Below are 23,503 nucleotides of genomic sequence, written 5' to 3' on the forward strand. Positions count from 1 at the left end.
ACCCTCACCTCCGGCGTGCACCCGCACGTCGCATCGCAGGACGGAACAGAAACAGAAAGAAGGTACTCATGAAGAAGAGCATCATCGCCGCTGCTCTGGCGGGCACCCTCCTCCTGAGCGGATGCTCGGGATCTCCCGGAGGGAGCGGGGAGCAGGCCCCCGAGGTCTCGGTGGACACCCCGATCGGCGCGCCGGAGACCACGGAACTCACGATCGCGCTGTCGGCGCCGAACCTCGACAGCCAGGCTCCGGTGTACATCGCGCTCGACAAGGGCTACTACGAGGACGAGGGCCTGACGATCAACGTCATCGACGCGGACAACATCAGGGAGGGGCTGATCGGCGGCAGCCTCGACGTCGCCGTCGAGGACGCCGCGGCGGTCGTGGACGCCGCGGTGGCGGGCACCGGGCTGAAGATCGTCGCGGGCTACCGGGCCCGGCAGCCGTACATCATCGCCGCGAGCGCCGACATCCAGGACCCCTCGGATCTCGAGGGTCGGCAGATCATCCTCGGCGACGCACCGGGTGTGCCCATCAACGACGTCCGCATGGACATCATGGCGCAGGAGGGCGGCTTCGACATCCGCGACGTCGGCTGGAAGGACGTCTACCCTCCTGGATTCTCCAACGCCTGGGTGGAGAATTTCGTGGCGGGGCAGGTGGCGCTCACGCCGGTGTTCCCGCGGCACATCCCCATCGTGGAGGAGGCGGGAGGGCACTTCATCATCAACACGATGAAGGAGTGGCCGAATGACGTCCTGGCGGCCTCGGAGAGCTGGATCTCGGCGAACCCGAACACGCTCGCCCGGTTCATCCGGGCGACCACGAAGGGCATGGCGCTGTACAAGGACCTGTCCCAGCAGGAGTACGTGCAGTCGATGATGGAGAAGGCGGATTTCAAGATCACCGACACCGAGCGCGAGCCCGAGATCTATGCGTACGGGCCCGAGCTGTACAACGAGAACATGCTGATGCTCGAGGAGAGCCGGTACGCCGAGGCGCTGTCGGCGTTCGGGATGGACATGCCGGAGTGGAGCACGTTCGTGGACACGACGCAGCTCGAGCGGGCGCAGAAGTCGCTCGACGAGTGATGTCGGGGCTCCGGGCGGCGGTCGTCGGACGCCGCTGCCCGGCGCCCGTACTCCTGCGGGAGGCGAATCGCTCCTGCAGTTTGGATCCAGAATCCAATGAATGCTAGTGTAGAGCTCGACGCTGTTCGACGATGAAGAGGTGACGGATGAGTATCTGGCTGCTGCTGAAGGCGACCCACGTGGTCGGCGCGATCATGCTCATGGGTCCCGCGTTCGGGTACGGCATCATCGCCGCGATGGGGCAGCGGCAGCCGCAGCATCGCGGCTTCGCGAACACCGTCGTCGGGGTGCTGGACAAGCGCATGTTCAAGCCGGGACTCGCGCTCGTGATCGCGTCCGGCCTGCTCATGGGCATCCTGAGCCTGACATCCGAGTACGGCAACGTCTTCGCGGAAGGATGGCTGATCGTCTCGATCATCATCACCGCGCTCGCGCTGGGCTACTCGCACACCGTGCACCGCGGCAACCAGCGCCGGATCGGCGAGCTCGCCCGCCAGGCCGCCGGAGACGGAGCCGATGCCGCGCTCGAGGAGCAGATCGTCGCCGTGCGCCGCAGGCTCAAGATCGGCGGCAAGGCCATCGCGTACTCGTACGGTGTCGTCGCCGCACTCATGGTCCTGAAGCCGTTCTGAGCAGTCGGGAGAGGATGATCATGCGCGCTGCCGTCCTGAGCGGACACGACCTCCGCGAACTCGCGGTCACCGACACCGCCCTGCCCGAGCCCGGCCCGGGCGAGGTCGTCGTGAAGGTCGAGACCGTCGGCGTGAACCAGCTCGACCTCAACGTCATCGCCGGCGTCGGCCCCGGCGCCCGCGCAGCACTCCCGCGCATCCTCGGCATTGATCCCGCCGGGGTGATCGTCGACGTCGGCGAGGGCGTCGACGTCGCCCGGATCGGCGAGCCCGTCGCCGTCAAGCCCAACATCCCCTGCGGCTCCTGCGCCGCCTGCGCGATCGGCGCCGAGGAGGACTGCCCGCGCCAGAGCGTCGTGGGGGTGCACCGCGACGGCGGCGCTGCCGAGTTCGTCACCGTTCCCGCCACCAGCGCGTTCGCCCGTCCGGGGCTCGACGCGGCCCAGGCCACCGCCGTCATGCACAGCGCCGCCATCGTGCTCAACGCCGTGGAGGAGACCGGTGTCGCACCGGGCGACCGGATGCTCGTGATGGGCGCCGGCGGCACCCTCGGCCGCGCCGCCGTGGCGATCGGACTGCACCGCAGCGCCCGGGTCACGGCGGCCTCGCGCCGCCCCCTCGACGCGATCGGCTCGGAGCGGATCGTCACCGCCCCCGACAACAGCGCGCTCGAGGCCGCACTCGCCCACGAGGAGCCCTTCGACGCGCTCGTCGACGTGACCGGACACGCCCCCACCCTCGGCGTCGGCATCGCCACGCTCGGCTGGGGCGGACGCGCGGTGTTCTGCTCCGCATCCGTCGACCCCGACCTGCGCATCGACGCCCGCGACTTCTACCTGCGCCGCAAGCGGCTCAGCGGCGTCGCCAGCGCCGGCTACCGGCACGTGCGGGAGGCGCTCGAGCTCGCCGCATCCGGCGTGATCCCCGACCTGGTCGGTGATCGCTACCCGCTCGACGACATCGTCCGGGCGTACACGGCATTCCCGACCAAGAAGAACGGCAAGGTGATCATCGATGTCCGCTGAGACCCCGAGAACGGGCGGCCCGCTGGCCGGCATCCGCGTGCTGGAGCTCGGCCAGTACATCTCCGGCCCCTTCGCCGCCAAGCAGTTGGCGGACCTGGGCGCCGAGGTCATCAAGATCGAACCGCCCGACGGCGATCCCATGCGCCGCTGGGAGGGCAGGGCGACCATGAGCCCGCAGTTCGCGGCGTACAACCGCGGCAAGAGCAGCATGACGCTCGACCTGAAGGACCCCGACGATCTCGAACGGCTGCTGGCGCTGACCGAGAGCGCCGACGTCGTGCTGGACAACTTCCGCCCCGGGGTCACCGAGCGCCTCGGCATCGGACCGGAGGCGCTCGCCGCGCGGAACCCGCGGCTGATCACCTGCTCGATCACCGGATTCGGGCCGACGGGGCCGTACTCCGCGCGCCCCGCGTACGACACCGTCATCTCCGCCGTCGGCGGCATGTACAGTCAGGTCGTGCCGGCCTCCACCGTGCGACCGATGGGGCCGGCGTTCTCCGACCTGCTCTCCGGGATGTCCGCCGCGCAGGCCGTGCTGGCGGCCCTGCACGCCCGCAGCATCACGGGCGTCGGCGAGCATGTGGAGGTGTCGATGGTCGGCGCCCTCATCGACTTCCTCACGGAGTCCGCATCCGCCTTCCTGGAGACCGGACAGGTCGCCGGACCCGACTCCCGTCCCCGCCGCGCACAGGCGTATGCGTGCACCGGATCGGACGGGAAGGCGTTCGTGGTCCACATGTCCGTGCCGGAGAAGTTCTGGACGGGGCTGCTGGATGTGCTCGAGCACCACGAGCTCGCGGACGATCCGAGATTCGCCACGCGCGAGGCGCGGGTGCGCAACTACGACGAGCTGGATGCCGTGCTCAAGCGGATCACGGCGACGCAGCCGCGCGCGCACTGGCTGGAGCGCCTGGCCGCGCACGACATCCCGCACGGCCCGCTGAACACCGTCGCCGACCTCTTCGACGACCCGCAGATCCAGAGCATGGGACTCGTCGGCGAGCTCGACGGGCCCGACGGCACGGTCCGCGTGCCCATGCCGAGCACCCGGTTCCACCGCAGCGGTCGGGCGCGGCTCGCGTACGCGCCCCTGCTGGGCGGGCGGACGGATGCCGTGTCCGCCGGCTCCCCGGCATCCGATCCCACCTCAGAAGGAGCCCGAGCATGAGCATCGACGACCTCGTCGCCATCGACGTGCACACCCACCCGCAGACCGAGGAGTTCATCGCGGCGATGGGCAGTCGCCACAAGCAGATGGCGGCGCACTTCGGCAGGCAGCGGCCGGTGGTCTCCTTCGCGGAGCAGGCCGACCAGTACCGGGAGCGCCGGATGATGGCGGTCATCGTCAACTCCGACTCCGAGACCACCAGCGGCATCAAGGGCGCCCCCAACGACCTGCTCGGGCGGGCGCAGCAGGACCATCCCGACGTCTTCCTCGCCTTCGCGGGCATCGACCCGTGGAAGGGGGAGGCGGCGATCGCCGAGATCCGCCGCATGCACGACGAGTACGGCATCAAGGGCGTGGGCGAGCTGAACCCGTCGCGGCAGAAGTTCCTCGCCAACGACCGCCGGTTCTACCCGATCTGGGAGACCTGCGCGGAGCTGGGACTGGTCGTCATGTTCCACAGCGGCTTCCCCGGCGCCGGCGCCGGGACCCCGGGCGGCGGCGGGTACCGCCTCGAGAACGCGCGGCCCGTGCCCTACATCGACGACGTCGCGGCCGACTTCCCGGAGCTGAACATCATCAGCGCGCACCCGGCGTGGCCGTGGCACCTGGAGAACCTGGCGATGGTGTGGCACAAGTCCAACGTCTTCCTCGACCTGTCCGGGTGGGCGCCGAAGTACCTGCCCGAGGAGGTCAGGCACTACGCGAACTCGGTGATCACCGACCGCGTGCTCTTCGGCTCCGACTGGCCGGTCATGACGGCGGACCGCTGGATGGCGGAGTTCGACGAGCTGGGCTTCAAGGAGGAGTCCCGCAGGAAGATCCTGCTCGGCAACGCCAAGCGGCTGTTCCGGCTGTGATGCTGTTCACCCCGATGGAGAGGACGTTCTGTGGCTGACCTGGTCATGGCGGCGATGACGCCGCACAATCCCCTGCTGTGGCGCGCGATGCGCGACCCCGTGCCCGATGATCTCAAGCCCGTGGCGGCGAACTTCGCCCGCATCCGCGACGCCGTCGAGAAGCACCGGCTCGACGCGCTCATCGTGATCGGCACCGATCATCTGCGGCAGTTCTACTACGAGAACTCGCCGGCATTCGTGATCGGCACCGCGGCCTCGTACCACGGCACCTGGCAGAACGAGGTGCGCACCTTCGGCATGGAGTACTGCGAGGTGCCCGGCCACACCGGGCTCGCCGAGGCGCTGTCCGGACGCTCCCTCCTTCCGGAGGCCGTCGACTTCTCGATCAGCCGGGAGTGGCGACTCGACCACAGCTACGTCATCCCGCTGCGGTATGTGCGCCCCGCGCTGGACATCCCCGTCGTGCCCATCCACACCAACGCGTCGATGCCGCCGGTGCCCTCCGCGCACCGCTTCGCCGCGCTCGGCAGGCACGTGCGCGATGCCGTGCAGGCTTGGGATGCGGAGGCGCGCGTGGGCATCCTCACCTCCGGCCATATGGCCAACGACGTGGGCGGGCCGAAGACCTTCGCCGGCTCGCCGGATCCCGACTTCGACCGGTCGGCCTGGGAGTGGATGCGCGACGGCGACCTGGATGCCGCCATCGCCGGATGCCTGGACGTCGACCGGCTCTCGGAGGCCGGATCGATGACGTACCAGTACCTGAACGCGATCGCCGCGCTGGCGGCGATGGGGGGTCGCGCGGCGGATCACGCGGATGCCACGCCCTCGCGCTTCGCGAGCAGTCCCTTCTTCCTGTGGGAGGAGCAGTCATGAGCGACTACATGATCGGCAAGTTCATCCGCAGCGTCGAGATGGACGACGCCGTGCTCGCGCGGTACATCGCCGATCCGGCGGCGTACGTGCGGGAGTGGCTCGCGGGCGGCAGCGGGCCGGAGGCGGCGACGGACGATCGCATCCTCAGCCCCGAGGAGCAGGCGGCCTTCGCCGCGCGCGACTACGGGGCGCTCTTCCGGCTCGGCGCGCACCCCTATCTGCTGTGGCACTTCACCGAGGCGATCTACGAGCACGAGTACACCGAGGGCTTCGGATGGCGGGAACTCGTGGAGCGCTATCGTGCGGCCATCGCGCCGGCGGGAGGGCCCTCCGCCTGAGCCCGTCGGCTTGAGCGCGGAGTCCGCGCCGCGGATGCCCGGAGTCCTCGGACTCCGGGCATCCGTCGTGTGCGGGCCGTGCGGGCAGTTCGCCCCGTTGCGGCGCGGGTGGGCCGTTCGGGTCTGCGCGGGCTGAGCCGCCGGAGGGCGGTCGCAGAGCCGTTTCCCGGGCCGGGAAAGGGGCGGCGCCGCGGGGGAGGGGATTCCCGCGGCGCCGCAGGACGCCGGGCGCGCGGGACGCGGGGAAGCGTCACTGGGCGCGATGCCACGGCATCCGATCCGTCGACGGCGCTCGCCTTCCCCCGAAGGCGGCGTCCTCGTCGGCGGAAGTCGTCAGGCCGTGCGGTGCCGGCGTTCGCCCGTGCGGGCGGGGTGCACTGTCGTGTGCATGAGGTGATCTCCTGATCCGTGGTCGGGTGTTCGCGGCGCGTCGGAGCGCGCTCGGCGACGGAGACGACGCGAGTCGCCGATACCCCGGATCAGTCGGGTGAGACGTCGGCGGAGCCGACGGGAGAATCGGGGAGCAGATCCTGCCCACCGCGTGGCGCGGACGGCCCCGAGGACAGCGGAACGTCGTGGCCGACGGCATCGGGGAGCGCCCCGACGGCGACAGGGGCGTGTGCGCCGGATGATGCCGACGACGGCGCGGCGGGCGGATGCTGTCCGTACGCTGAATGCGATCCCGCGGGGTGCTGCGCGGGAGGCGCGGGCAGGACGGACTCCGCCGGCGGTGCCGGAGTGATGGCCGCGGTGGTGGCGTGTGCGGCTGTCGGAGACGTGCCGAAGGCGTGGGCGGCAACCCGCGCCGTGGGAGTCAGGAGCGTGGCGGGCGCGACGTGCTGGTTCGTGCTGCGATGCTTCCTCGCGGCATCCGCGGCCTGCGGGGGGCGGGTGTTGGGGCCGACGGCGTGTGCGGGGCGGGTGTTGGGGCCGACGGCGTGTGCGGGGCGGGTGTTGGGGCCGACCGCGTGCGGCGGGACGGTGTGTTGGGAGCCGACGGGAACGTCCTGGACGGCGGCCGTGGACGCCGTCGGTGTCGTGGGCGTCGTCGGTGCCTTCGTCGCCTGCGCTCTCGAAGACGAGGGCGCCTTCTGCTGACCCGGGATGTTCTGCTTCTGCGGTGCGTGCTTCGTACCGGTGTCGGCGCTGCCGGCGGGTTGTGCCGCCGCCGGAGGCTGTTGCGCCTGGGCCGGTGCTGCGGGACCGTCCTGTGCGTGAGCGGGTGCTCCCCCAAAGAGCACGCTGAGCGCAACCCAGATGAGCACGCCGAGGCCGACCAGCAGCCACATCAGTCGGCTGCGGTTGCCGATGACCTCGAACCGCACGTGCATCTCCCCGGGGGTTCGCGGATGATTCTCACGACCCAGTCTGTGAGACCCTACATGCCCGATGGCGCGGTGTCCATACCCCTGGAGACGTTCTACAGATTCGTCGTGTTCGAACGGAACTCCCCCTTGACTTTCCCCAGGGTTCTGCACACGCAGTCCGATACGCGGAAACCTTAAATCTTCGCTTGAAGTCGAATCTCATCCACAGGGTGGGGAGAAGGATAAGACCAGGTCAGACAGGAGAAGGCGTTGATTCAACACCACTCTCCACCGTGTTATCCACAGTCCTTGTGCACAGACACTCCCGAGTTGTCCGCACCCTCTCCACAGAGTTATCCACAGGCGGTGTTGCGCTTGCCGGAGGCTGCTCCTACGTTGAGTGGAACCGGATGTCCGAGGCTCGTGATTCGCTGTGTGCACGGCCGCACGGATGTCGGTCGTGTGGGTCCGCGACACGCCAGCGTGTCGTCGGCGGCGGGGAGGAGCACATTGTCGATCGCTGACATCTCTGAGGAGCGTCTGGGCGGGTCCCGTTCCCCCGAGCGCACCCCTCCGCACGACCTGCTCGCCGAGCAGAGCACCCTGGGCGGGATGCTGCTGTCGAAGGATGCGGTGGCCGATGTCATCGAGTCGCTCAAGGGCGCGGACTTCTACGTGCCCAAGCATGAGCTGATCTTCGAGGCGATCCTGTCGCTGTACTCGCACGGTGAGCCGACGGACGTCGTCGCCGTCACCGATGAGCTCATCAAGACCGGCGAACTGGGCCGGGCCGGCGGCGCCGACTACCTGCACACCCTGACGTCGATCGTGCCGACCGCCGCGAATGCGGGCTACTACGCGAGCATCGTCTCCGAGCGGGCCATCCTGCGCCGACTGGTCGACGCGGGCACCCGCATCGTGCAGCTCGGTTACTCGGGCGAGGGCGATGCCACGGACATCGTCAACAACGCGCAGGCCGAGATCTACTCGGTGACCGGCGCGGAGGCCGCGGAGGACTACGTGCCGCTCACGGTGGCCGTCGACGCGGCCGTCGAGGAGATCGAGGCCGCCAACGGCCGAGACGGCACGATGACCGGCATCCCGACGGGGTTCCGCGAGCTCGATGAGCTGACCAACGGCCTGCACGGCGGGCAGATGATCGTCGTGGCCGCGAGGCCCGCGATGGGCAAGTCGACCCTGGCGCTGGACTTCGCCCGCGCGGCGTCCATCGGCCACAACCAGCCGTCGATCTTCTTCTCGCTCGAGATGGGCAAGAGCGAGATCGCGATGCGTCTGCTGAGCGCGGAGGGCGGCATCCCGCTGCAGAACATGCGCAAGGGCACACTGGACCCGCGCGACTGGACGACGGTCGCCGCCACCCGCGGCCGCATCAACGACGCGCCGCTGTACATCGACGACAGCCCGAACATGACGCTGGTCGAGATCCGCGCGAAGTGCCGTCGGCTCAAGCAGCGCGAGGGCCTGAAGATGGTGATCATCGACTACCTGCAGTTGATGACCAGCGGCAAGCGCGTCGAGTCCCGTCAGCAGGAGGTGTCGGAGTTCTCGCGTGCGTTGAAGCTGCTGGCCAAGGAACTGCAGGTGCCCGTCGTCGCGCTGAGCCAGCTCAACCGCGGGCCCGAGCAGCGCACCGACAAGAAGCCCGCCATCAGCGACCTGCGCGAGTCGGGGTCGATCGAGCAGGATGCGGACGTCGTGATCCTGCTGCACCGCGAGTCGGTGTACGACAAGGACGTCCGCCCCGGTGAGGCCGACCTCATCGTCGCCAAGCACCGCAACGGACCCACCGCCACCATCAACGTCGCCTTCCAGGGCCACTACTCCCGCTTCGCGGACATGGCACCGGGCGACTTCGGCGGCGGCGACTTCAACTGAGCGGCCGCTTCACTGAGCGGATTGGGGCGAGTGATTCCGGCGTAGCTGGACGGATCGGAGATCCGCCCCGCCCCGTCACCCCCGCCGGTGGTCCTCGCTCCGCAGCCACTCCTCGAAGTCGATGCGCCCGGTCTCGGCATCCGCTCCGCCGCGCAGCGAGCCGGACGCGAGGCCGCGACCGTAGGCGCCGGGGAAGCGCACCTCGATGACGCGACGGCGGATGCCGTCGAAGGCGAGCTGTCTGCGGGCGAGGTCGGCGAGGTCCTCGTCGCGCGGACCCACGAGGTCGGAGGCGCGGCCCTGCGGGCCGGCCTCCACGACGCGCACCAGGTGGGCGCCGACCTCGCGTGCGGCGACAGGCCGCACGCGAGCGCGGGGGACCACGGCGAACGGACCGGGCACACCGCTCAGCAGCTGACCGGCGAACTCGTGGAACTGCGCGGCGCGGGCGATCGTGAACGGGACGGCACTCGCCGCGACCGCCCGCTCCTGCGCGAGCTTGCCGGCGTAGTAGGAGGCGTCGATGTCGTCGATCCCGACGATCGACAGGGCGACGTGGTGGCGGACGCCCGCCCGCTCCTCGGCCGCGAGCAGGTGCCGGGTGCCGTTCTCGAAGAACGCCCGTGCGCGCTTCGCCGACAGCGAGGTCAGGTTCGTCACGTCGATCACGGCATCCGCCCCGATGAGAGCGTCATCGAGCCCTTCTCCCGTCAGCACGTCGGTGCCGGATGCCCGGGAGAGCACCACCACCTCGTGCCCGGCGTCCCGCGCGGCCCTCGTCACGTGCCTTCCGACTGTGCCGGTGCCGCCGGCGATCGCGATCCTCATCCGTCCCTCTCCGTCCTCATGTCGTCCGTCTTCGATCCGTCCGCCTTCACGCCGTCCGGGCTACTTGCGCGGCGGGTTCAGCGGCAGCCACGCCTCCAGCGTCGTCTCGAAGATCTGCGCGCCCTCCAGGGGGATGAGCGTGCGCTCCTCGATCTGCGCGCCGTAGTAGGGCGCGCTGTCGTCGCGGACCACGGTGCGCGGGTCGCCGCGGAAGGCGAGCGCGCGGCGGGCGAACTCGTCCATCCCGAACGCCTCCGGTCCTGCGATCTCCACGTCGCCCACCGGTGCGCCCGCGGCGGTGCGTGCCACGGCCGTGGCCACGTCCTCCGCCGCGATCGGCTGGATCAGCGCTCCGGGCAGGGAGACGACGTCGCCCTCGGTGGAGATGTCGGCGATGCTGCCGACGAACTCGAAGAACTGCGTCGCGTGCACGAGCGAGTAGCCGATGCCCGATGCGCGGATGAGTTCCTCCTGCGCGGTCTTCGCGGCGAAGTAGTCGATGTTCTGCGGACGGTTCGTGCCGACGATGGTCAGCGCAACGTGGTGGGTGACACCCGCCGCGGCCTCGGCCGCCAGCAGGTTGCAGGTGGAGGTCGTGAAGAACTTCATCACGTCCTCCGCGGCGAACGACGGTGAGTTCGACACGTCCACGACGGTGCTCGCACCGGCCAGGACTTCAGCCAGGCCCTCGCCCGTGAGTGCGTTCACGCCCGTCTGCGGGGAGGCCGCGATGGCCTCGTGTCCGTGCGCATTCAGCTTCGCGACGACCTTCGAGCCGATCAGGCCCGTGCCTCCGATGACGACGATCTTGGTCATGTCCACTCCTACTTCTCGTGACTGCTCGATGTGCGTTGTGCGACGCCGATGCCGGCGTCTGCCACGGCGTCGCTTCCGGCGCCTACAGGGATGACCGCTCGTGCCTCGCGGATGTGACAGGCCCCGCGGATGTGACGGGCGCCGTCCCCGCACCGGTCGTCCGCTTCCGCCAGTCGCGGTAGCGCGTGGGCGCGAGTGTGGCGGTGGCCTCGGGCAGTAGGTCGCGGCGGTCCAGCCGGGCGCCGAAGTACGTCCCCAGCGGGTCGGCGGCCACCTCGCGGTCGTCGTGCCGTGCATGCAGATCCATGGACGCGATGTCTCGGAGGCTGAACACCTCGGGGCCGCCCCACTCGACCATCCCGGAGCGCGGCTCGCCGACAGCTGCGCGCACGACGGCGCGGGCGACGTCGTCGGCCGCCATGGGCTGGATGAGCACGTCCGCGACGCTCATCGCGTGGCTGCGCATGGCGTGATCGGTGATGTCGCGGATGAACTCGAAGAACTGGGTCGCGTGCACGAGAGTGTACGGGCGACCGGAGGTGGTGATGAGCCGCTCCTGCTGCTGCTTGGCGATGAAGTACCCGCCCTGCCCCCGTGCGAGCCTGTCCGTGCCGACCACCGACAGCGCGACGTGGTGGCGCACGCCGGCATCCGCCCCGTAGCTGAGCAGGTTCAGGGTCGAGGCGTAGAAGAACTCCTGCGCGGCCGCTTCGTCGGTGTAGGAGGAGTTCGAGACGTCGACGACGACCTCCGCGCCGTCGAGAGCCTCCGCCACACCCTCGCCCGTGTAGGAGTTCACGCCCGTCGCGCGGGCCGCGGCGAACACCTCGTGCCCGCCCTCGCGCAGCATCCGGACGACTCTGGTGCCGATCAGTCCTGTTCCGCCGATGACTGTGATTCTCATGTCACTCCCTCTTCCGCCGATGTGCGGGCGCCTTCGCGCTCATAGGGTTGACCGGGCAGCGCGCCCGACTGTGACGGACCCCGACGCGGCTGTCACAGATCCGCATGGTCCCCGGTCTCAGCTGTGGGCGGGGTGCCCGAGAACCGGTTGCGGAGGATGCGGTGCAGATGGAGAGTGGAGCGGTGACGGACTCGCGGGAACGGATGCCCGAGCAGCTCGACGACGCCGTGGAGGTGTTCGCCGCGCAGCGACGACGTCTGTTCGGCATCGCGTACCGGATGCTGGGAACGGTCGCCGACGCCGAGGACATCGTGCAGGAGACGTGGATCCGCTGGCAGGGCACCGACCGCTCGCAGGTCCGGGAGCCCGCGGCGCTGCTCGCCACGATCGCCACGAGGCTCTCGATCAACGTGCTGCAGTCGGCCCGAGTCAAGCGCGAGACGTACATCGGGCCCTGGCTGCCGGAACCGGTCAACACCGACGACGACCCCGCGCTCGGCGCCGAGCGCGCCGACGCGCTGCAGTTCGCCATCCTGCTCACGCTTGAGAAGCTCACCCCGACGGAGCGGGCGGCGTACATCCTGCGGGAGGCGTTCGACTACCCGTACCCGCGCATCGCCGAGGTGATCTCCTCCAGCGTCGTCAGCGCCAGGCAGCTCGTCAGCCGGGCCCGCGCCCACATCGCCTCCGCCCGCCACCTGCCGGCCGCGGCCGCGCACCAGCGCCGGCTGCTGGAGGCGTTCCTCGTGGCGGCGCGCAGCGGCGACGCCCGGCAGCTCGAGAAGCTCTTCGCGGAGGACGTCGTCAGCTACACCGACGGCAACGGTGCGAAGCTCGCCGCCCGCATCCCCGTGATCGGGCGCGAGCGGGTCGCGAAGTTCGTGGCGGCCTTCGCGCACCACTTCTGGACGGGGAAGACGATCGGCTGGGTCGAGGTCAACGGGCAGCCCGCCGCCACGCTGACCGAGCACGGTGAGATCACCACCATGGTCACCGTGACGACCACCGCCGAGGGGATCGCCCAGCTGCTGTGGGTGATGAGCCCGCAGAAGCTCGGTCACGTCGCGCCGGTCGGCGCATGACGGAGGAGCGGATGCCGGTGTGGGCGCGTCGCCGACACCGCACGGTCGTCGCGCAGCGGGTCATGGGCGGGATCGCGGAGGCGATGAACGCGGGTGACCTGCACGGCATCCGGGCGATGCTGCACCCCCGTGCCCGACTGGTGATCGACAGCGGCCGTCTCCCCGCCGCGCCCGCCCCGCACGGCGATGCCCGAGCGGCGGCGGAGGCGCTGGGCGCGCTCATGCGCCCGGGCACGACCGCCGCGGTCCGGTCCGTGAACGGGTTCCCCGGGCTGGTGCTGCGCCGGGAGGGCCGAGTGGTCGCGGTCGTCGTGGCCGAGGTGCGCGCTCGCCGCCTGTCACGGATCTGGGTGGTGTGCAATCCGGACAAGCTCCAGGACTGGAACCGCTGACCCGGCAGGGCCGGACGCTCGCGGGCCGAGGGCGGCCCACGGAGATCGGCTCCCGCTCACAGCCTCTCGGCGATGATGCGGACGGTGGCGGCGGGGTCGAGCCTGTGCATGACCGATTCGGGCATGACGACGAGTTCGGCGCCCGCCATGACGGATGCCAGCCGGTCGGCCGCCGCCTGCAGGAACGGGAACGTCTGCTCCCCGCGCAGGACGGTCACGGGCGTCGAGACCTCCAGCAGGGCGGGGTCGACGTGCCTCAGTCGCAGGGTCAGGCGGGTGTCGTAGACCGTCGACTGCGCGAGGGGCGCGAGCGCGGTCAGTTCACCGCCGGCACGGGCGGCGGCCACCATCTCGGCGGGCAGGCCCACGGCATCCGTCTGGAACGACGCCACGGCGTCCTCGCCGCGACCGGCGTCGACGAGCTCCTGCAGCCGGTCGGGCAGTTCGTCACCGAAACCGGTGCCGTCGAAGTCGATGGGCGGCTCGGAGAGGAACAGCGCCCCCGTCGGCACGCCCCGCATCCCCGCATACAGCGCGAGGACGGCCCCCGAGGAGTGCCCGAGCACGGCATCCGTCCCTCCCGCCGCCTCGATGACCGCGGCGAGGTCATCGACCTCGTCCTTGGGCGTCGACCCGGGGCGGTCACCGCTCGCACCGCGTGCGCGCCGGTCCCACACGACCGCGCGGAACCCAGCATCCGCCAGCTCCTGCGCGAAGGGCGACGCGTCGGCGGCCGTCGTCAGCGCGCCACCTGCGACCACGACCGTGCGCCCCTCACCCGTCGTCGAGAACGAGACGGGGGTGCCGTCGGCGGAGATCGCGGTGCCCATGCCGCCATACAACCACGGCCCACGGGTGGGCGCCAGGGGTCTACTCCACGGCCTTCACCGACAGCTCCATGCCCATCGCCCGGTGGTTGCTCACCGAGCACCATCCGTCGAGGTCGGAGCCGATCACCCCGACCTCGATCACCTGGGAATCCCCCGGCGAGAGATGGTCGGAGCCGGCGCCGCCGTCGAACACGAGGTCGTGCACGACATCGCCGGTGTTCTCGAACGTGACGACGAGCGCGTTGCCCACCGGGACCTCGATCACATCGGGCACGAAGCGCATGCCCTCGACGTGCACGGTGACCTCGGTGGTCTCCCCGGTGGCGGGCACGTCGGCGGCGGGGGAGCATCCGGTGAGGGCGAGCAGGCCGATGCCTGTGGCGAGGGCGCTGCGGGTCAGGAGCGAGCGGCGGGTGAGGGGCATGGTGTCTCCGGGGTGGTGATCGGGGCGTCCGTCACGACTCGGACGGATGCAGCGGCAGGGCGGGCCCGTGGTTCCAGGCGAGGATCGCCGGCTGCTCGTGGGCGAACCCCAGGACGGATGCCGAGCCCGCGTCCAGCGAGATGGATGCCGCGAACCGCGGTGCCTGGCGGAGGAACACGGCGGTGAGGATGCGCAGGCAGTGGCCGTGTGCGACGAGGGCGACGTCGCCCTCGGCCATCGCCGGGAGCACCCGGGTCAGGACACGGGATGCCCGGGCGGCGACCTCCTCGACGGTCTCCCCGGGGGTCTTCCCGCGGATCACGCCGTGCTCGAAGGCCGTCCAGTTGTAGCCGAGCTCGGCGCGGATGTCCCGGGTCGTGCGGCCCTCGTACCCGCCGTAGTCCCACTCCACCAGCAGCGGGTCGATGTCGGCGCGCAGCCCGGCCAGCTCGGCCGTGCGCCGGGCGCGCTGCAGCGGCGAGCTGAGCACGAGCCGGAAGTCGTAGCCGCGCACGAGTTCGCCGGCGGCGCGGGCCAGCTCCTCTCCGTGCGCGGTCAGCGGGATGTCGGTGCGGCCGGTGTGCCTCCCGGTTCGCGACCATTCGGTCTCGCCGTGCCGCAGCAGCACGAGCCTGCCGGGCGGGCAGTCGGGTGCGGGCCGGTCGGGGAGGGGGTCGGGTGCGTCCACCTGCTCACCGTACCCGGTGAGCGGCCTCCGGTTACGCTGGGGTGATGACCAAGAGCACCGTGTGGAGCATCCTCGGCATGATCATCGCCGTCGTCATCGCGTGGTGGGTGGTCAGCGCGCTGTTCTCGCTGCTGTGGCTGATCGTCAAGCTCGCCCTGGTCGCGGTCGTCGCGGTGGCCGTGTACGCCGGCATCCGGGCCCTCACCCGCTCCGAGCGCGACTGACTCCGTCGTCGCGCCCCGTTGCTCGGCGGGGCGGCGGGTGGGGATCTCGGGACTACCCGGCGCGGAGGAATTCGAGCGCCGCGAGCCGGAACGCCTTCGAGCCGGGCGCGTTGAAGTGGTGCCGGCCGGGGATCGTGAAGAACGAGCCCTGCGGGGCGGCCTCGGCCAGGCGACGTGAGCCGTCGAGCACGCCGTCCTCCGACCCCGTCGCGAACAGCACCGGCTGCCTTGGCGCGTGCGCGGGGTCGGGATCGACGGCCTGCGAGCCCCGCATCCCCTCCGCCAGGGCCAGCAGCGCGTGCAGGTCGTTGCCCGGCACCCGCTCGGCGAGGGCGATGTAGTCGAGCGTGTCCGGATCGGTGACGGGGACGCCCTCGTCGGCGTAGCGGCACACCTGGTCGACGTCCAGTCTGTCCAGGGGGATGCCGTCGGGCACGCCGCCGAGCACCCCGCGCGGGATCCGGTCGCCGAGGTCCTGCAGCACCTGCCAGCCGACCCGTGCGCCCAGCGAGTATCCGACGTACAGCGCCTCGTCGATGAGGAAGGTCTCCAGCACGGCCTCGACATCGTGCGCGAGGCTGCCGACCGCGTATCCGGCGCCGTCGTGCGGCTTCTCGCTGGCGCCGTGCCCGCGCAGGTCGATGCCGAGGATGCGGAAGCCCTCGTCCTTCAGCATCCGCACCCAGCCGGTGTGCAGCCACGTGTCGGCGGTGCTGGACGCGAATCCGTGCACGAGCACGACGACCGGCGCATCCGGCTGGCCCCAGGAGTACGTCGCGAGTGCGACGCCCTCACCCACCTCGACGAATTGCGGGGCGGGCATCCGGGTCAGGTCGGCGAGCAGGTCGGTCACCCCTCCATCATGCTCCTGTCCGGGGCGTCGAGGACAGGCCCCTCGGCCCGAGCCGCGGCCGTCTTCCCTTCCGCCGAATCGATTCGATAGACTTGTGCGATGGCGCCGTGACCGATCGCGGTGCCATTGCTGTTCTCCGTCGCTCGACACCGCTCACGCTCTCCTCTCCTTCTCTCTGCACCTCTTCACCTCATGGCAACCACCCTCATCACCGGACGCCCGTGGCGCGTCATCCTGGTCTTCTCCGTGCCGCTGCTCATCGGCAACGTCGTGCAGCAGCTGTACCAGTTCGTCGACGCGGTCGTGGTCGGCAGGCATCTCGGCGTCAACTCCCTCGCCGCCGTCGGGGCGACCGGCAGCCTGATCTTCCTCGTCATCGGCTTCGCCTGGGGTCTCGCCAGCGGCTTCGCCATCCCCACGGCCCAGGCGTTCGGCGCATCGGATGCCGCCCGGCTCCGGCGGTCGGTGGCCACCGGATCCGTGCTGACGGCGATCACGAGCCTCATCCTCACCGTCCTCGGGCCGCTCGTGGCCGAGCCGCTCCTGGTGCTGCTGCAGACGCCTCCCGAGCTGCTGGCGGAGGCGACGGCGTTCACGCAGGTCACCTTCATCGGCGGCAGCACGATCATGTTCTTCAACTATCTCGCCGCGATCATCCGGGCGATCGGCGACTCCACCACACCGCTGGTGTTCCTCACCATCTCCTGTGCGCTGAACGTCGCCTTCGTCATCGTCATGGTCGGCGTCCTGGAGTGGGGCGTCGCCGGGGCGGCCTGGGCGACCGTCGTCGCGCAGGCGATCTCGGTGCTGCTGTGCCTGCTGTACGTGTGGCGGAGGCTGCCCGTGCTGCACGTGCGCCGCGCCGACTGGCGGATCACCCGGGCGGACGTCGCCGAGCATCTGCGTCTGGGTCTGCCGATGGGGTTCCAGGCCTCGATCATCGCGATCGGCGCGCTCATCGTCCAGGTGGCGCTGAACACGCTCGGTGCCGAGGCTGTCGCCGCATACACCGCGGCCTCCCGCGTGGACAGCCTCTCCAGCGCGTTCCTGGCATCGCTGGGGCTGGCGGCGTCGATGTACGCCGCGCAGAACCTCGGTGCGCGGCGCCCCGACCGCATCCGTCGCGGCACGATCCAGGCGGTGTGGCTGGCCGTGATCGTCGCCGTGACGCTCGGGGTCATCATGATCACGCTCGGTGCGCCCGTCGTGCGGCTGTTCGTCGGCGATGACGCGGAGGACGTGGTCGCCATGGCGCACCTCATGCTCATCATCAACGGCTCCACATACGTGGTGCTGGCGGTGCTGTTCGTGCTACGCGGCGTGCTGCAGGGGCTGGGTCGCGTGCTCGTGCCGACCATCACTGGCGTGATCGAGCTCGTCGCCCGCGCGGTCGGAGCCATCGTGCTGGGCGCCGTGTGGGACTTCGCCGGTGTGGCGATGAGCAACCCGCTGGCGTGGGTCGGGGCGGTCGCCCTGCTGACCCCGGCGTACGTGAGCGCGCATCGCGCCCTGGCGAAGATGCCGGTCGCCCCGCTCGAGGCGACCCTGACCACACCGATCCCGGTGATCGGCCCCGCCGACGGCTCGATGGTCGTCGACACCGTCTTCACCGCGCCCGTGCCGGTCGTCGCGCCGAGGCTCAGCAGACTTCGCCTGCCGCGGCGGACGCCTCATCGCTCCACATCGCGCCGACCGCGCTGAACACCGCGGGAGGACCCGCTTCGGCGCCCGACTCGCCCGTGTTCACGATGGGTTCACGGATCATCCCCCGGGATGATGCCGAATCGTTCTCCGGGCGGAGGATATCAGCGATCAACCCGCGTAACCTGTAATCAATCGGAGGCGCGCGGAAGCGCGAATCAGTGACCGGGGGGTCGTCGAATGTCCACACTCGCAGTGACGAACACGCTGTCATCGGTGTTCCTGCCCATCGGCATCGCCGGGGCGGTCATCGCCGTCGTCTGCGCCCTCGTCGCGCTCATCGCGCTCGCGCGCGGGGCGGCGGGCCTTGTCGGCGGCGCGATCGGCGTCTGGATCGGCGGTGCCATGCTGAGCCTGGCGTCGTCCTTCGCGGACGACTGGATCCCGGTGCTCGTCGCGCTCGTCGCGCTCGGCGGCGGACTGGTGCTGGGTGCCGCCGTGAGGGTCGTCGTGCGCGGCGTGCTCGCCTCGCGACCGGCCGTCGCGCAGCAGGCGTGGATGCCGGAGGCTCAGGCGCAGCCCGTGCGGATGCCCGCGCCGGCGCGCGCGACGGCATCCGAGCGCATTCGCGCGGTCGCGTAGCCGCGCGACCGGCGGGGCGGGTCAGGGACGGGTATCGGCCGAGCCGCCGGCATCCGCGCGCCGTCCGCGGCGCCGCACGATCCGCAGCTCGCCGACGAGGATGCCGAGCACCACCATCAGGCCGCCCAGCAGCGCGGCGGCGGGCAGCCGCTCCCCGGCGATGCGGCCGACGACGGCCGCCCACACCGGCTCGCCCGTGTAGATCACGGTGGCGCGCGTGGGGGAGACCGACTTCTGCGCCCAGTTCATGGTGAGCTGGATGAGACAGCTCGCCGCGCCCAGGCCGACTCCCGCGATCAGCCAGGCCCAGGAGAACTCCGGCACCGCTTCGCCGGTGAACGGCATGGTCGCCACCCCCAGCAGACCCGCGGTGAGCAGCTGCACGACCGTGATGCGGCCGAGATCGACACGGCCCGCGAAGGCGCTGATGAGGATGATCTCCCCGGCGATGGGGATCGTGCTGATGAGCGTGGCCGTCTCGCCGACGCCGAGGGACAGGGCGAACGCATCCGGCCCGGCGATCAGCAGCAGCCCGATGAAGGCGAGACCCGCGCCGAGGAACGCCATCGCCGGTGGCCGATGCCGGAAGAACAGCCACTGCGCGAACGGCACCAGGGGCACGTACAGCGCGGTGAGGAAGGCGGACGTGCTGCTGTCGATGGTCTGCAGACCGAGGGTCTGCAGACCGTAGCCGCCGTATATCATCACCCCGATCGCGGCACCGGCGCCGAGGTCGGTCCAGGTCATCCCGCGCAGGGCCCGGCGGAAGACGAGGATGCTGATGAGTCCCGCCACGAGGAAGCGCAGCGCGACGAAGAACCACGGGCCGGAGTGCTCCATGGCCCAGTGCACGAGGAGGAACGTGCTGCCCCAGACGGCGGTGATGCCGACGAGAGCGAGTTCCTGCGGGCGCAGCCGCAGCCAGCGAAGGTGCACAGTTGATTGTCCCGCATCCGCGTCATCCCCGCGGAGCCTGCGCCCTCGTGCGGCCCGCGGGGATCAGTGTCGACGCTGCGTCGTGACGGCGTGCGCGAGGCCGATCGTGAGCCACAGGCCGCCCAGCCAGATCCCCAGCATCGTGAGGAGCTGACCCGATACGAGCGCCCACGCCACCATCACCAGCCCGAGCGCGGCGAGCACCCATCCGGCCGGTCGGGAGCCGATCGCGATGACGACGGCCAGCACGAGGACGGCGGCGAGGAACGGCCACCCCCATGCGCTGACATCGAAGGTCGGTGCAGAGGCGGGGTCCGCGTAGCGGCCGACCAGTCCGCCGAGCACCGGCACCAGGAACCCCAGCACCGGCAGTGCGGCCAGCACCCCGCCGACGATCCGCCAGGCGATGCCGAAGCCCGAGCGGCGCATCCGCACCCAGGCGATCAGCGCCGCCCAGCTCAGCATCACGGTCGGCAGGTAGAACCCGCCGAGCGTGAACCCGCCGATCACCGCCATGGCCGTCAGCAGCACGGCGGCGACGGATGCCGTGGCGGTGCGCGCTCGCCGCGGCACGGCGACGGGCACGAGGGCGACGAGCGCCGGGACCAGTGCGATGAGCGCGGCCCACAGCCCGTTGACCTCGACGAGCGTCTCGGTCGTGCCGTCTCCGGTCGTGTAGGAGGGCATGATGAACGCGGCGACGACCGCGACGAGGATCGCCAGGGCCACGGCGGCGCCCTGCAGCACGCGCCACGCCCGTTCCGCTCGGGGTGCCGCGCCCGCGGCATCCGTTCCGAACTCCTCTGCGGCGCGCTCGGCGATCTCGGCGGGAGTGCCCAGGCTGCGGATCGTCTCGTCGACGGGCTGCCCGGCGTCCTCCGCGTCGGCGAAGTGCGCGCGCAGGTCGTCGAGGACCGCGCCGCGGTGCGCGGGGGCGATGTCGCCCAGCATCCGCTCGACCGATCGCAGGTAGTCGTCTCGCGTGGTCATCGTGCTCCCTCGAGGATGGTGTCGACCTCGGCGCCGAGCGCCCGCCAGACCTCGGCGAACGTGTCCAGCTGATCTCGGCCGGCCGCGGTGATCGTGTAGTACCGGCGCGGGCGTCCGCCGCCGACGGCTTCGGTGCGGGCATCGACCAGGCCGCCCTCGCGCATGCGCGCCAGCAGCGGGTACAGGCTGCCCTCGCCGGCGATCAGCCCGCGGGACTGCAGGTCGGATGCCAGCTCCAGGCCGTACCGCTCGTTCGCGGCCAGCACGCCGAGCACGCAGAACTCCAGCACCCCCTTGCGGAGGTTCGTGGCGATGCGCTCGGCGGCCTCGGTCATGCGGACGATCTTAACCTTGTGATGCAAATATTGCAATACAAGGTTTGCGGAGTCGGTGCCGGGATCGGCGCCTTCGCCGGCCCCGCGAGGCCGGCGGGTGTGCAGGAGGCCCATAAGCGGCCCCGGCGTAGACTGGAGGCGTCACCGATCCGAGGACTGTCATGCCCGCCGCTTCCCGCACCTTCACTGCACGCCACGTGCAGTTGACGCGTGCCGTCCTGGCGGCCGCGGCCGCCCTCATGATCACGTTCTCCGCGGACCACTCGGCATCCGTCGGCCTGTCCGTGTTCAGCGGCTTCGCCGTCGCCACCGGTCTCGTGCTGGCGCTGGCCGCGTTCCTCGTGCTCCCCGCCGGGCACCGCTGGCCGACTCTCGTCATCGCCGGCGCTTCGCTCGTGCTGGGCATGGCCGGCGGGCTGCCGCCGATCCGCACGGACGGTCTGTTCTTCGGCCTCGTGATCGCCTGGGCCGCACTGACCGGCCTCGTCGAGCTCATCGCCGGCATCCGTTCCCGGGGATCCGACGGCGCGCGGGATGCGGTGATCACCGGGGCCGCGGGCCTGCTGCTGGCCGGGGTGCTGGCCGTGCTGCCATGGGGGTTCGCCTACGAGTACACGACACCCGCCGGCGAGGCCGCGTCGTTGACCGGCATCATCCTCGGCGTCGGCGTCTTCGGCGCGTACACGGCGATCGTCGCCGTCCTCCTCGGCATCGCCGGTCTGACCCCGAGGGTCGATCGGCCGGCACGGGCGGATGCCGCAACGGATGCCGACATCGACCGCCTGGCCGACCATGGAGGACACGCATGACCGACCAGAAGCCGACTCGACGCGAGATCCTGCGGCCGCTGCATCTGCTGGGCATCGCCCTGGCCTGCGGCGCGTTCGCGGCCGTCGTCACGATGGTCTCCACCGGCGCGTTCACGACGCGCGTGAACACCGCTCTCGCCAACGGCACCTACGAGGACCTTCCCCCGGTCACCCTCGGCCTGGTGGTCGGCGGGATCTCGTTCATCGTCACCCTGCTCGTGCTGGCCATGCTCATGCTCGCCGTCAGTCCCGCGCAGGTGACGAAGACCATCGACAAGCCCGTGCTGCTCGAGCCCAAGCGGAAGAAGTCCCGCAAGGGCGCCACTGCCGCCGAGGGCACGGATGACGCCGAGGACGCGGGCGCGTCTTCGGGCATCGGCGACGCGGATTCCGCCCCCTCCGCCGACTGAGCATCACCCCGTCCTCCCTGCGGCGTCGGCGCAGCCGGCGGAAGAAGCCGGGGAACAACCGCAAGACCGTGGTGTTGACTGTTATCGTGCCTACATCTGTCGCCCGCGCCTCCGTCGGACTGCGATCGGAGCGCGGTCCCATCCTGGGCGCGCTCATGCTCGCCACCGGACTGATCGCCATCGACGCGACGATCCTCGCCACCGCGGTGCCGAGCATCGTGCGCGACCTCGGCGGCTACCAGCAGTTCCCCTGGCTGTTCTCGGCGTACCTGCTCGCGCAGGCCGTGAGCGTGCCGATCTACTCGCGCTTCGCGGACACCGTGGGGCGCAAGCCGATCATCCTCATCGGCATCGCGCTGTTCCTGCTGGGCTCCGCGCTGTGCGGATTCGCCGGCAGCATGCTGTGGCTCATCCTCTTCCGGATCGTGCAGGGACTGGGCGCGGGAGCGGTGACGCCGATGTCCATGACGATCGTCGGCGACATCTACACGGTCGCGGAGCGCGCGAAGGTGCAGGGGTACATCGCGAGCGTGTGGGGCGTCTCCTCCGTCGTGGGTCCCGCGCTGGGCGGCGTCTTCGCGCAGCTGGGCGCGTGGCGCTGGATCTTCTTCGTCAACGTGCCGTTGTGCGCGCTGGCGGCGTGGATGCTCCTGACGCACTACCGGGAGAAGAAGCAGGTGCAGCGGCATCGGATCGACGTCGCCGGCGCCGTGCTGCTGACCGTCGGCCTCACCGGCGTGATCCTGGGGCTTCTGGAGGGCGGCAGCGCGTGGGCGTGGATCTCCGTGCCGAGCGCCGCCTGCTTCGGCATCGGCGCCCTCGCGCTGATCGTGTTCTTCTTCGTCGAACGCCGCACGGCCGAGCCGATCATCGACTTCGCGCTCGTGACGCGCCGGCTCATCCTCATCACGACGATCATCGCCTTCGGGATCGGTGCACTGCTGATCGGTGTGACGAGCTTCGCACCGGCCTACCTGGAGGGTTCGCTGGGCATCGTGCCGCTGCTGTCCGGGCTCGCCGTGGCCGCGCTGACGCTCGGCTGGCCCATCGCCGCCGGCTACTCCGGACGGCTGTACCTGCGGATCGGCTTCCGCCGCACCGCCCTGCTGGGAATGGGCATCAGCACGGTGGCCGCCATCGCACTGGCCGTCTCCGGCCCGTGGCCCAATCCGTTCACGGTGGCCGCCATCGTCTTCGCCCTGGGTTTCGGATTGGGCTGGACCTCGGCCCCGTCCCTCGTCGCCGCACAGGCATCGGTCGGATGGGGCGAGCGCGGCGTCGTCACCGGCATGAGCGCCTTCGCCCGGTCGGCGGGCAGCGCGGTGGGCGTGGCGATCCTCGGTGCCATCTCGAACGCCGTGATCGCGCAGGGGGTGGGACCGCAGGACGCCGCGACGATCGTGGCCGCCTCGACCTGGGTGTTCGTGGGTGCTGCCGTCGCGGCCGCACTGACCTTCATCGCGGTGCTGTTCATGCCGCGGGACGGGGCGGTGCCGTCGGAGTGAG

The 23,503-nt window shown here is 70.7% G+C and carries 27 protein-coding genes; 16 read left to right on the forward strand and 11 right to left on the reverse strand.

What is annotated here, in order from left to right; all coding sequences use genetic code 11:
• Positions 1–68 precede the first annotated feature (68 nt).
• From ABD770_RS06315 to ABD770_RS06345, 7 genes are all read left to right on the forward strand, one after another.
• Positions 69–1,091, forward strand: coding sequence for an ABC transporter substrate-binding protein (locus ABD770_RS06315; RefSeq protein ID WP_344818671.1), 1,023 nt, complete (start codon positions 69–71; stop codon positions 1,089–1,091).
• 146 nt (positions 1,092–1,237) lie between these two features.
• Entirely contained in the window at positions 1,238–1,723 is a 486-nt protein-coding gene (locus ABD770_RS06320; RefSeq protein ID WP_344818673.1) for a DUF2269 family protein, read from the forward strand.
• Between the two features lie 20 nt (positions 1,724–1,743).
• A complete protein-coding gene (locus ABD770_RS06325; protein WP_344818674.1) occupies positions 1,744–2,748 on the forward strand; it encodes an alcohol dehydrogenase catalytic domain-containing protein in 1,005 nt (334 codons plus the stop codon).
• The gene (locus tag ABD770_RS06330) at positions 2,738–3,919 is read left to right on the forward strand and encodes a CaiB/BaiF CoA transferase family protein (protein WP_344818675.1); all 1,182 of its coding nucleotides are present in this window, start codon (positions 2,738–2,740) and stop codon (positions 3,917–3,919) included. Before ABD770_RS06325 ends, ABD770_RS06330 begins: the two co-directional genes overlap by 11 nt.
• The gene (locus tag ABD770_RS06335; protein WP_344818676.1) at positions 3,916–4,776 is read left to right on the forward strand and encodes an amidohydrolase family protein; all 861 of its coding nucleotides are present in this window, start codon (positions 3,916–3,918) and stop codon (positions 4,774–4,776) included. The genes ABD770_RS06330 and ABD770_RS06335 overlap by 4 nt, the downstream gene beginning before the upstream one ends.
• A 30-nt stretch (positions 4,777–4,806) precedes the next feature.
• Positions 4,807–5,652: a DODA-type extradiol aromatic ring-opening family dioxygenase gene (locus ABD770_RS06340; RefSeq protein ID WP_344818677.1), complete on the forward strand. Its 846-nt coding sequence runs from the start codon at positions 4,807–4,809 to the stop codon at positions 5,650–5,652.
• Positions 5,649–5,990, forward strand: coding sequence for a hypothetical protein (locus ABD770_RS06345; protein WP_344818678.1), 342 nt, complete (start codon positions 5,649–5,651; stop codon positions 5,988–5,990). Before ABD770_RS06340 ends, ABD770_RS06345 begins: the two co-directional genes overlap by 4 nt.
• Positions 5,991–6,469: 479 nt before the next feature.
• Here the strand turns inward: ABD770_RS06345 and ABD770_RS06350 are convergent, their stop codons facing one another.
• A complete protein-coding gene (locus ABD770_RS06350) occupies positions 6,470–7,315 on the reverse strand; it encodes a hypothetical protein (protein ID WP_344818679.1) in 846 nt (281 codons plus the stop codon).
• Positions 7,316–7,807: 492 nt separating this feature from the next.
• On the opposite strand from ABD770_RS06350, the gene dnaB reads away from it, so the two are divergent.
• Positions 7,808–9,193 carry a replicative DNA helicase gene (gene dnaB / locus ABD770_RS06355; protein WP_344818680.1) on the forward strand — a complete coding sequence of 462 codons (1,386 nt, stop codon included), beginning with the start codon at positions 7,808–7,810 and terminating at the stop codon, positions 9,191–9,193.
• Positions 9,194–9,268: 75 nt separating this feature from the next.
• On the opposite strand, the gene ABD770_RS06360 is transcribed toward dnaB, so the two are convergent.
• The 3 genes from ABD770_RS06360 to ABD770_RS06370 form a co-directional block, all read right to left on the reverse strand.
• The gene (locus ABD770_RS06360) at positions 9,269–10,021 is read right to left on the reverse strand and encodes an SDR family oxidoreductase (protein WP_344818681.1); all 753 of its coding nucleotides are present in this window, start codon (positions 10,019–10,021) and stop codon (positions 9,269–9,271) included.
• 60 nt (positions 10,022–10,081) lie between these two features.
• Entirely contained in the window at positions 10,082–10,837 is a 756-nt protein-coding gene (locus ABD770_RS06365) for an SDR family oxidoreductase (protein ID WP_344818682.1), read from the reverse strand.
• A gap of 82 nt (positions 10,838–10,919) precedes the next feature.
• On the reverse strand, positions 10,920–11,741 hold the full coding sequence (locus ABD770_RS06370; protein ID WP_344818683.1) for an SDR family oxidoreductase: 822 nt from the start codon (positions 11,739–11,741) through the stop codon (positions 10,920–10,922).
• A 167-nt stretch (positions 11,742–11,908) separates the two neighbouring features.
• Here ABD770_RS06370 and ABD770_RS06375 point away from each other — a divergent pair, with 167 nt between their 5' ends.
• Positions 11,909–12,823, forward strand: coding sequence for an RNA polymerase sigma-70 factor (locus ABD770_RS06375; protein WP_344818684.1), 915 nt, complete (start codon positions 11,909–11,911; stop codon positions 12,821–12,823).
• Positions 12,820–13,215, forward strand: a complete 396-nt coding sequence (locus ABD770_RS06380) for a sigma-70 family RNA polymerase sigma factor family protein (RefSeq protein WP_344818685.1) — start codon at positions 12,820–12,822, stop codon at positions 13,213–13,215. The genes ABD770_RS06375 and ABD770_RS06380 overlap by 4 nt, the downstream gene beginning before the upstream one ends.
• 56 nt (positions 13,216–13,271) lie before the next feature.
• Here ABD770_RS06380 and ABD770_RS06385 read toward each other — a convergent pair whose 3' ends face one another.
• The 3 genes from ABD770_RS06385 to ABD770_RS06395 are packed head-to-tail and all read right to left on the reverse strand — an operon-like array spanning position 13,272 to position 15,157.
• Positions 13,272–14,045 carry an alpha/beta fold hydrolase gene (locus tag ABD770_RS06385; RefSeq protein ID WP_344818686.1) on the reverse strand — a complete coding sequence of 258 codons (774 nt, stop codon included), beginning with the start codon at positions 14,043–14,045 and terminating at the stop codon, positions 13,272–13,274.
• Positions 14,046–14,085: 40 nt separating this feature from the next.
• The gene (locus ABD770_RS06390) at positions 14,086–14,469 is read right to left on the reverse strand and encodes a cupredoxin domain-containing protein (RefSeq protein WP_344818687.1); all 384 of its coding nucleotides are present in this window, start codon (positions 14,467–14,469) and stop codon (positions 14,086–14,088) included.
• A 31-nt stretch (positions 14,470–14,500) separates the two neighbouring features.
• Positions 14,501–15,157 carry a histidine phosphatase family protein gene (locus ABD770_RS06395; protein WP_344818688.1) on the reverse strand — a complete coding sequence of 219 codons (657 nt, stop codon included), beginning with the start codon at positions 15,155–15,157 and terminating at the stop codon, positions 14,501–14,503.
• A 44-nt stretch (positions 15,158–15,201) separates the two neighbouring features.
• Between ABD770_RS06395 and ABD770_RS06400 the strand changes: the two genes are divergently transcribed.
• The gene (locus tag ABD770_RS06400; protein ID WP_344818689.1) at positions 15,202–15,381 is read left to right on the forward strand and encodes a hypothetical protein; all 180 of its coding nucleotides are present in this window, start codon (positions 15,202–15,204) and stop codon (positions 15,379–15,381) included.
• Positions 15,382–15,433: 52 nt separating this feature from the next.
• On the opposite strand, the gene ABD770_RS06405 is transcribed toward ABD770_RS06400, so the two are convergent.
• Complete coding sequence (locus ABD770_RS06405) at positions 15,434–16,234, reverse strand: alpha/beta fold hydrolase (RefSeq protein WP_344818690.1); 801 nt, start codon at positions 16,232–16,234, stop codon at positions 15,434–15,436.
• Positions 16,235–16,426: 192 nt separating this feature from the next.
• Here ABD770_RS06405 and ABD770_RS06410 point away from each other — a divergent pair, with 192 nt between their 5' ends.
• Together ABD770_RS06410 and ABD770_RS06415 are read left to right on the forward strand one after the other, a co-directional pair.
• Positions 16,427–17,935, forward strand: coding sequence for an MATE family efflux transporter (locus ABD770_RS06410; RefSeq protein ID WP_344818691.1), 1,509 nt, complete (start codon positions 16,427–16,429; stop codon positions 17,933–17,935).
• 180 nt (positions 17,936–18,115) lie between these two features.
• Positions 18,116–18,517 carry a hypothetical protein gene (locus ABD770_RS06415; protein WP_344818692.1) on the forward strand — a complete coding sequence of 134 codons (402 nt, stop codon included), beginning with the start codon at positions 18,116–18,118 and terminating at the stop codon, positions 18,515–18,517.
• Positions 18,518–18,538: 21 nt separating this feature from the next.
• Here the strand turns inward: ABD770_RS06415 and ABD770_RS06420 are convergent, their stop codons facing one another.
• The 3 genes from ABD770_RS06420 to ABD770_RS06430 form a co-directional block, all read right to left on the reverse strand.
• On the reverse strand, positions 18,539–19,453 hold the full coding sequence (locus tag ABD770_RS06420) for a DMT family transporter (RefSeq protein ID WP_344818693.1): 915 nt from the start codon (positions 19,451–19,453) through the stop codon (positions 18,539–18,541).
• A gap of 63 nt (positions 19,454–19,516) precedes the next feature.
• A complete protein-coding gene (locus tag ABD770_RS06425) occupies positions 19,517–20,443 on the reverse strand; it encodes an HAAS signaling domain-containing protein (protein WP_344818694.1) in 927 nt (308 codons plus the stop codon).
• A complete protein-coding gene (locus ABD770_RS06430; protein ID WP_344818695.1) occupies positions 20,440–20,778 on the reverse strand; it encodes a PadR family transcriptional regulator in 339 nt (112 codons plus the stop codon). The genes ABD770_RS06425 and ABD770_RS06430 overlap by 4 nt, the downstream gene beginning before the upstream one ends.
• 161 nt (positions 20,779–20,939) lie before the next feature.
• Between ABD770_RS06430 and ABD770_RS06435 the strand changes: the two genes are divergently transcribed.
• The 3 genes from ABD770_RS06435 to ABD770_RS06445 all read left to right on the forward strand — a co-directional run bounded on the left by ABD770_RS06435 (position 20,940) and on the right by ABD770_RS06445 (position 23,502).
• The gene (locus ABD770_RS06435) at positions 20,940–21,587 is read left to right on the forward strand and encodes an acyl-CoA synthetase (RefSeq protein WP_344818696.1); all 648 of its coding nucleotides are present in this window, start codon (positions 20,940–20,942) and stop codon (positions 21,585–21,587) included.
• Positions 21,584–21,997 carry a hypothetical protein gene (locus tag ABD770_RS06440; protein ID WP_344818697.1) on the forward strand — a complete coding sequence of 138 codons (414 nt, stop codon included), beginning with the start codon at positions 21,584–21,586 and terminating at the stop codon, positions 21,995–21,997. Before ABD770_RS06435 ends, ABD770_RS06440 begins: the two co-directional genes overlap by 4 nt.
• Before the next feature lie 86 nt (positions 21,998–22,083).
• Entirely contained in the window at positions 22,084–23,502 is a 1,419-nt protein-coding gene (locus tag ABD770_RS06445) for an MFS transporter (RefSeq protein WP_344818698.1), read from the forward strand.
• The last annotated feature ends 1 nt before the right edge of the window (position 23,503 follow it).

The organism is Microbacterium soli (assembly GCF_039539005.1).
In the GTDB taxonomy this organism is placed as follows: Bacteria; Actinomycetota; Actinomycetes; order Actinomycetales; family Microbacteriaceae; genus Microbacterium; species Microbacterium soli.

Excerpts from the sequence above, each read along its gene's own strand:
- ABD770_RS06370 (WP_344818683.1), bottom strand. The coding sequence starts at position 11,741 with ATGAGAATCACAGTCATCGGCGGAACAGGACTGATCGGCACCAGAGTC.
- ABD770_RS06430 (WP_344818695.1), bottom strand. The coding sequence starts at position 20,778 with ATGACCGAGGCCGCCGAGCGCATCGCCACGAACCTCCGCAAGGGGGTG.
- ABD770_RS06410 (WP_344818691.1), top strand. The coding sequence starts at position 16,427 with ATGGCAACCACCCTCATCACCGGACGCCCGTGGCGCGTCATCCTGGTC.
- ABD770_RS06390 (WP_344818687.1), bottom strand. The coding sequence starts at position 14,469 with ATGCCCCTCACCCGCCGCTCGCTCCTGACCCGCAGCGCCCTCGCCACA.
- ABD770_RS06315 (WP_344818671.1), top strand. The coding sequence starts at position 69 with ATGAAGAAGAGCATCATCGCCGCTGCTCTGGCGGGCACCCTCCTCCTG.
- ABD770_RS06425 (WP_344818694.1), bottom strand. The coding sequence starts at position 20,443 with ATGACCACGCGAGACGACTACCTGCGATCGGTCGAGCGGATGCTGGGC.
- ABD770_RS06380 (WP_344818685.1), top strand. The coding sequence starts at position 12,820 with ATGACGGAGGAGCGGATGCCGGTGTGGGCGCGTCGCCGACACCGCACG.
- ABD770_RS06435 (WP_344818696.1), top strand. The coding sequence starts at position 20,940 with ATGCCCGCCGCTTCCCGCACCTTCACTGCACGCCACGTGCAGTTGACG.
- ABD770_RS06325 (WP_344818674.1), top strand. The coding sequence starts at position 1,744 with ATGCGCGCTGCCGTCCTGAGCGGACACGACCTCCGCGAACTCGCGGTC.
- ABD770_RS06440 (WP_344818697.1), top strand. The coding sequence starts at position 21,584 with ATGACCGACCAGAAGCCGACTCGACGCGAGATCCTGCGGCCGCTGCAT.
- ABD770_RS06385 (WP_344818686.1), bottom strand. The coding sequence starts at position 14,045 with ATGGGCACCGCGATCTCCGCCGACGGCACCCCCGTCTCGTTCTCGACG.
- ABD770_RS06335 (WP_344818676.1), top strand. The coding sequence starts at position 3,916 with ATGAGCATCGACGACCTCGTCGCCATCGACGTGCACACCCACCCGCAG.
- ABD770_RS06345 (WP_344818678.1), top strand. The coding sequence starts at position 5,649 with ATGAGCGACTACATGATCGGCAAGTTCATCCGCAGCGTCGAGATGGAC.
- ABD770_RS06375 (WP_344818684.1), top strand. The coding sequence starts at position 11,909 with ATGGAGAGTGGAGCGGTGACGGACTCGCGGGAACGGATGCCCGAGCAG.
- ABD770_RS06415 (WP_344818692.1), top strand. The coding sequence starts at position 18,116 with ATGTCCACACTCGCAGTGACGAACACGCTGTCATCGGTGTTCCTGCCC.
- ABD770_RS06360 (WP_344818681.1), bottom strand. The coding sequence starts at position 10,021 with ATGAGGATCGCGATCGCCGGCGGCACCGGCACAGTCGGAAGGCACGTG.
- ABD770_RS06320 (WP_344818673.1), top strand. The coding sequence starts at position 1,238 with ATGAGTATCTGGCTGCTGCTGAAGGCGACCCACGTGGTCGGCGCGATC.
- ABD770_RS06330 (WP_344818675.1), top strand. The coding sequence starts at position 2,738 with ATGTCCGCTGAGACCCCGAGAACGGGCGGCCCGCTGGCCGGCATCCGC.
- ABD770_RS06365 (WP_344818682.1), bottom strand. The coding sequence starts at position 10,837 with ATGACCAAGATCGTCGTCATCGGAGGCACGGGCCTGATCGGCTCGAAG.
- ABD770_RS06400 (WP_344818689.1), top strand. The coding sequence starts at position 15,202 with ATGACCAAGAGCACCGTGTGGAGCATCCTCGGCATGATCATCGCCGTC.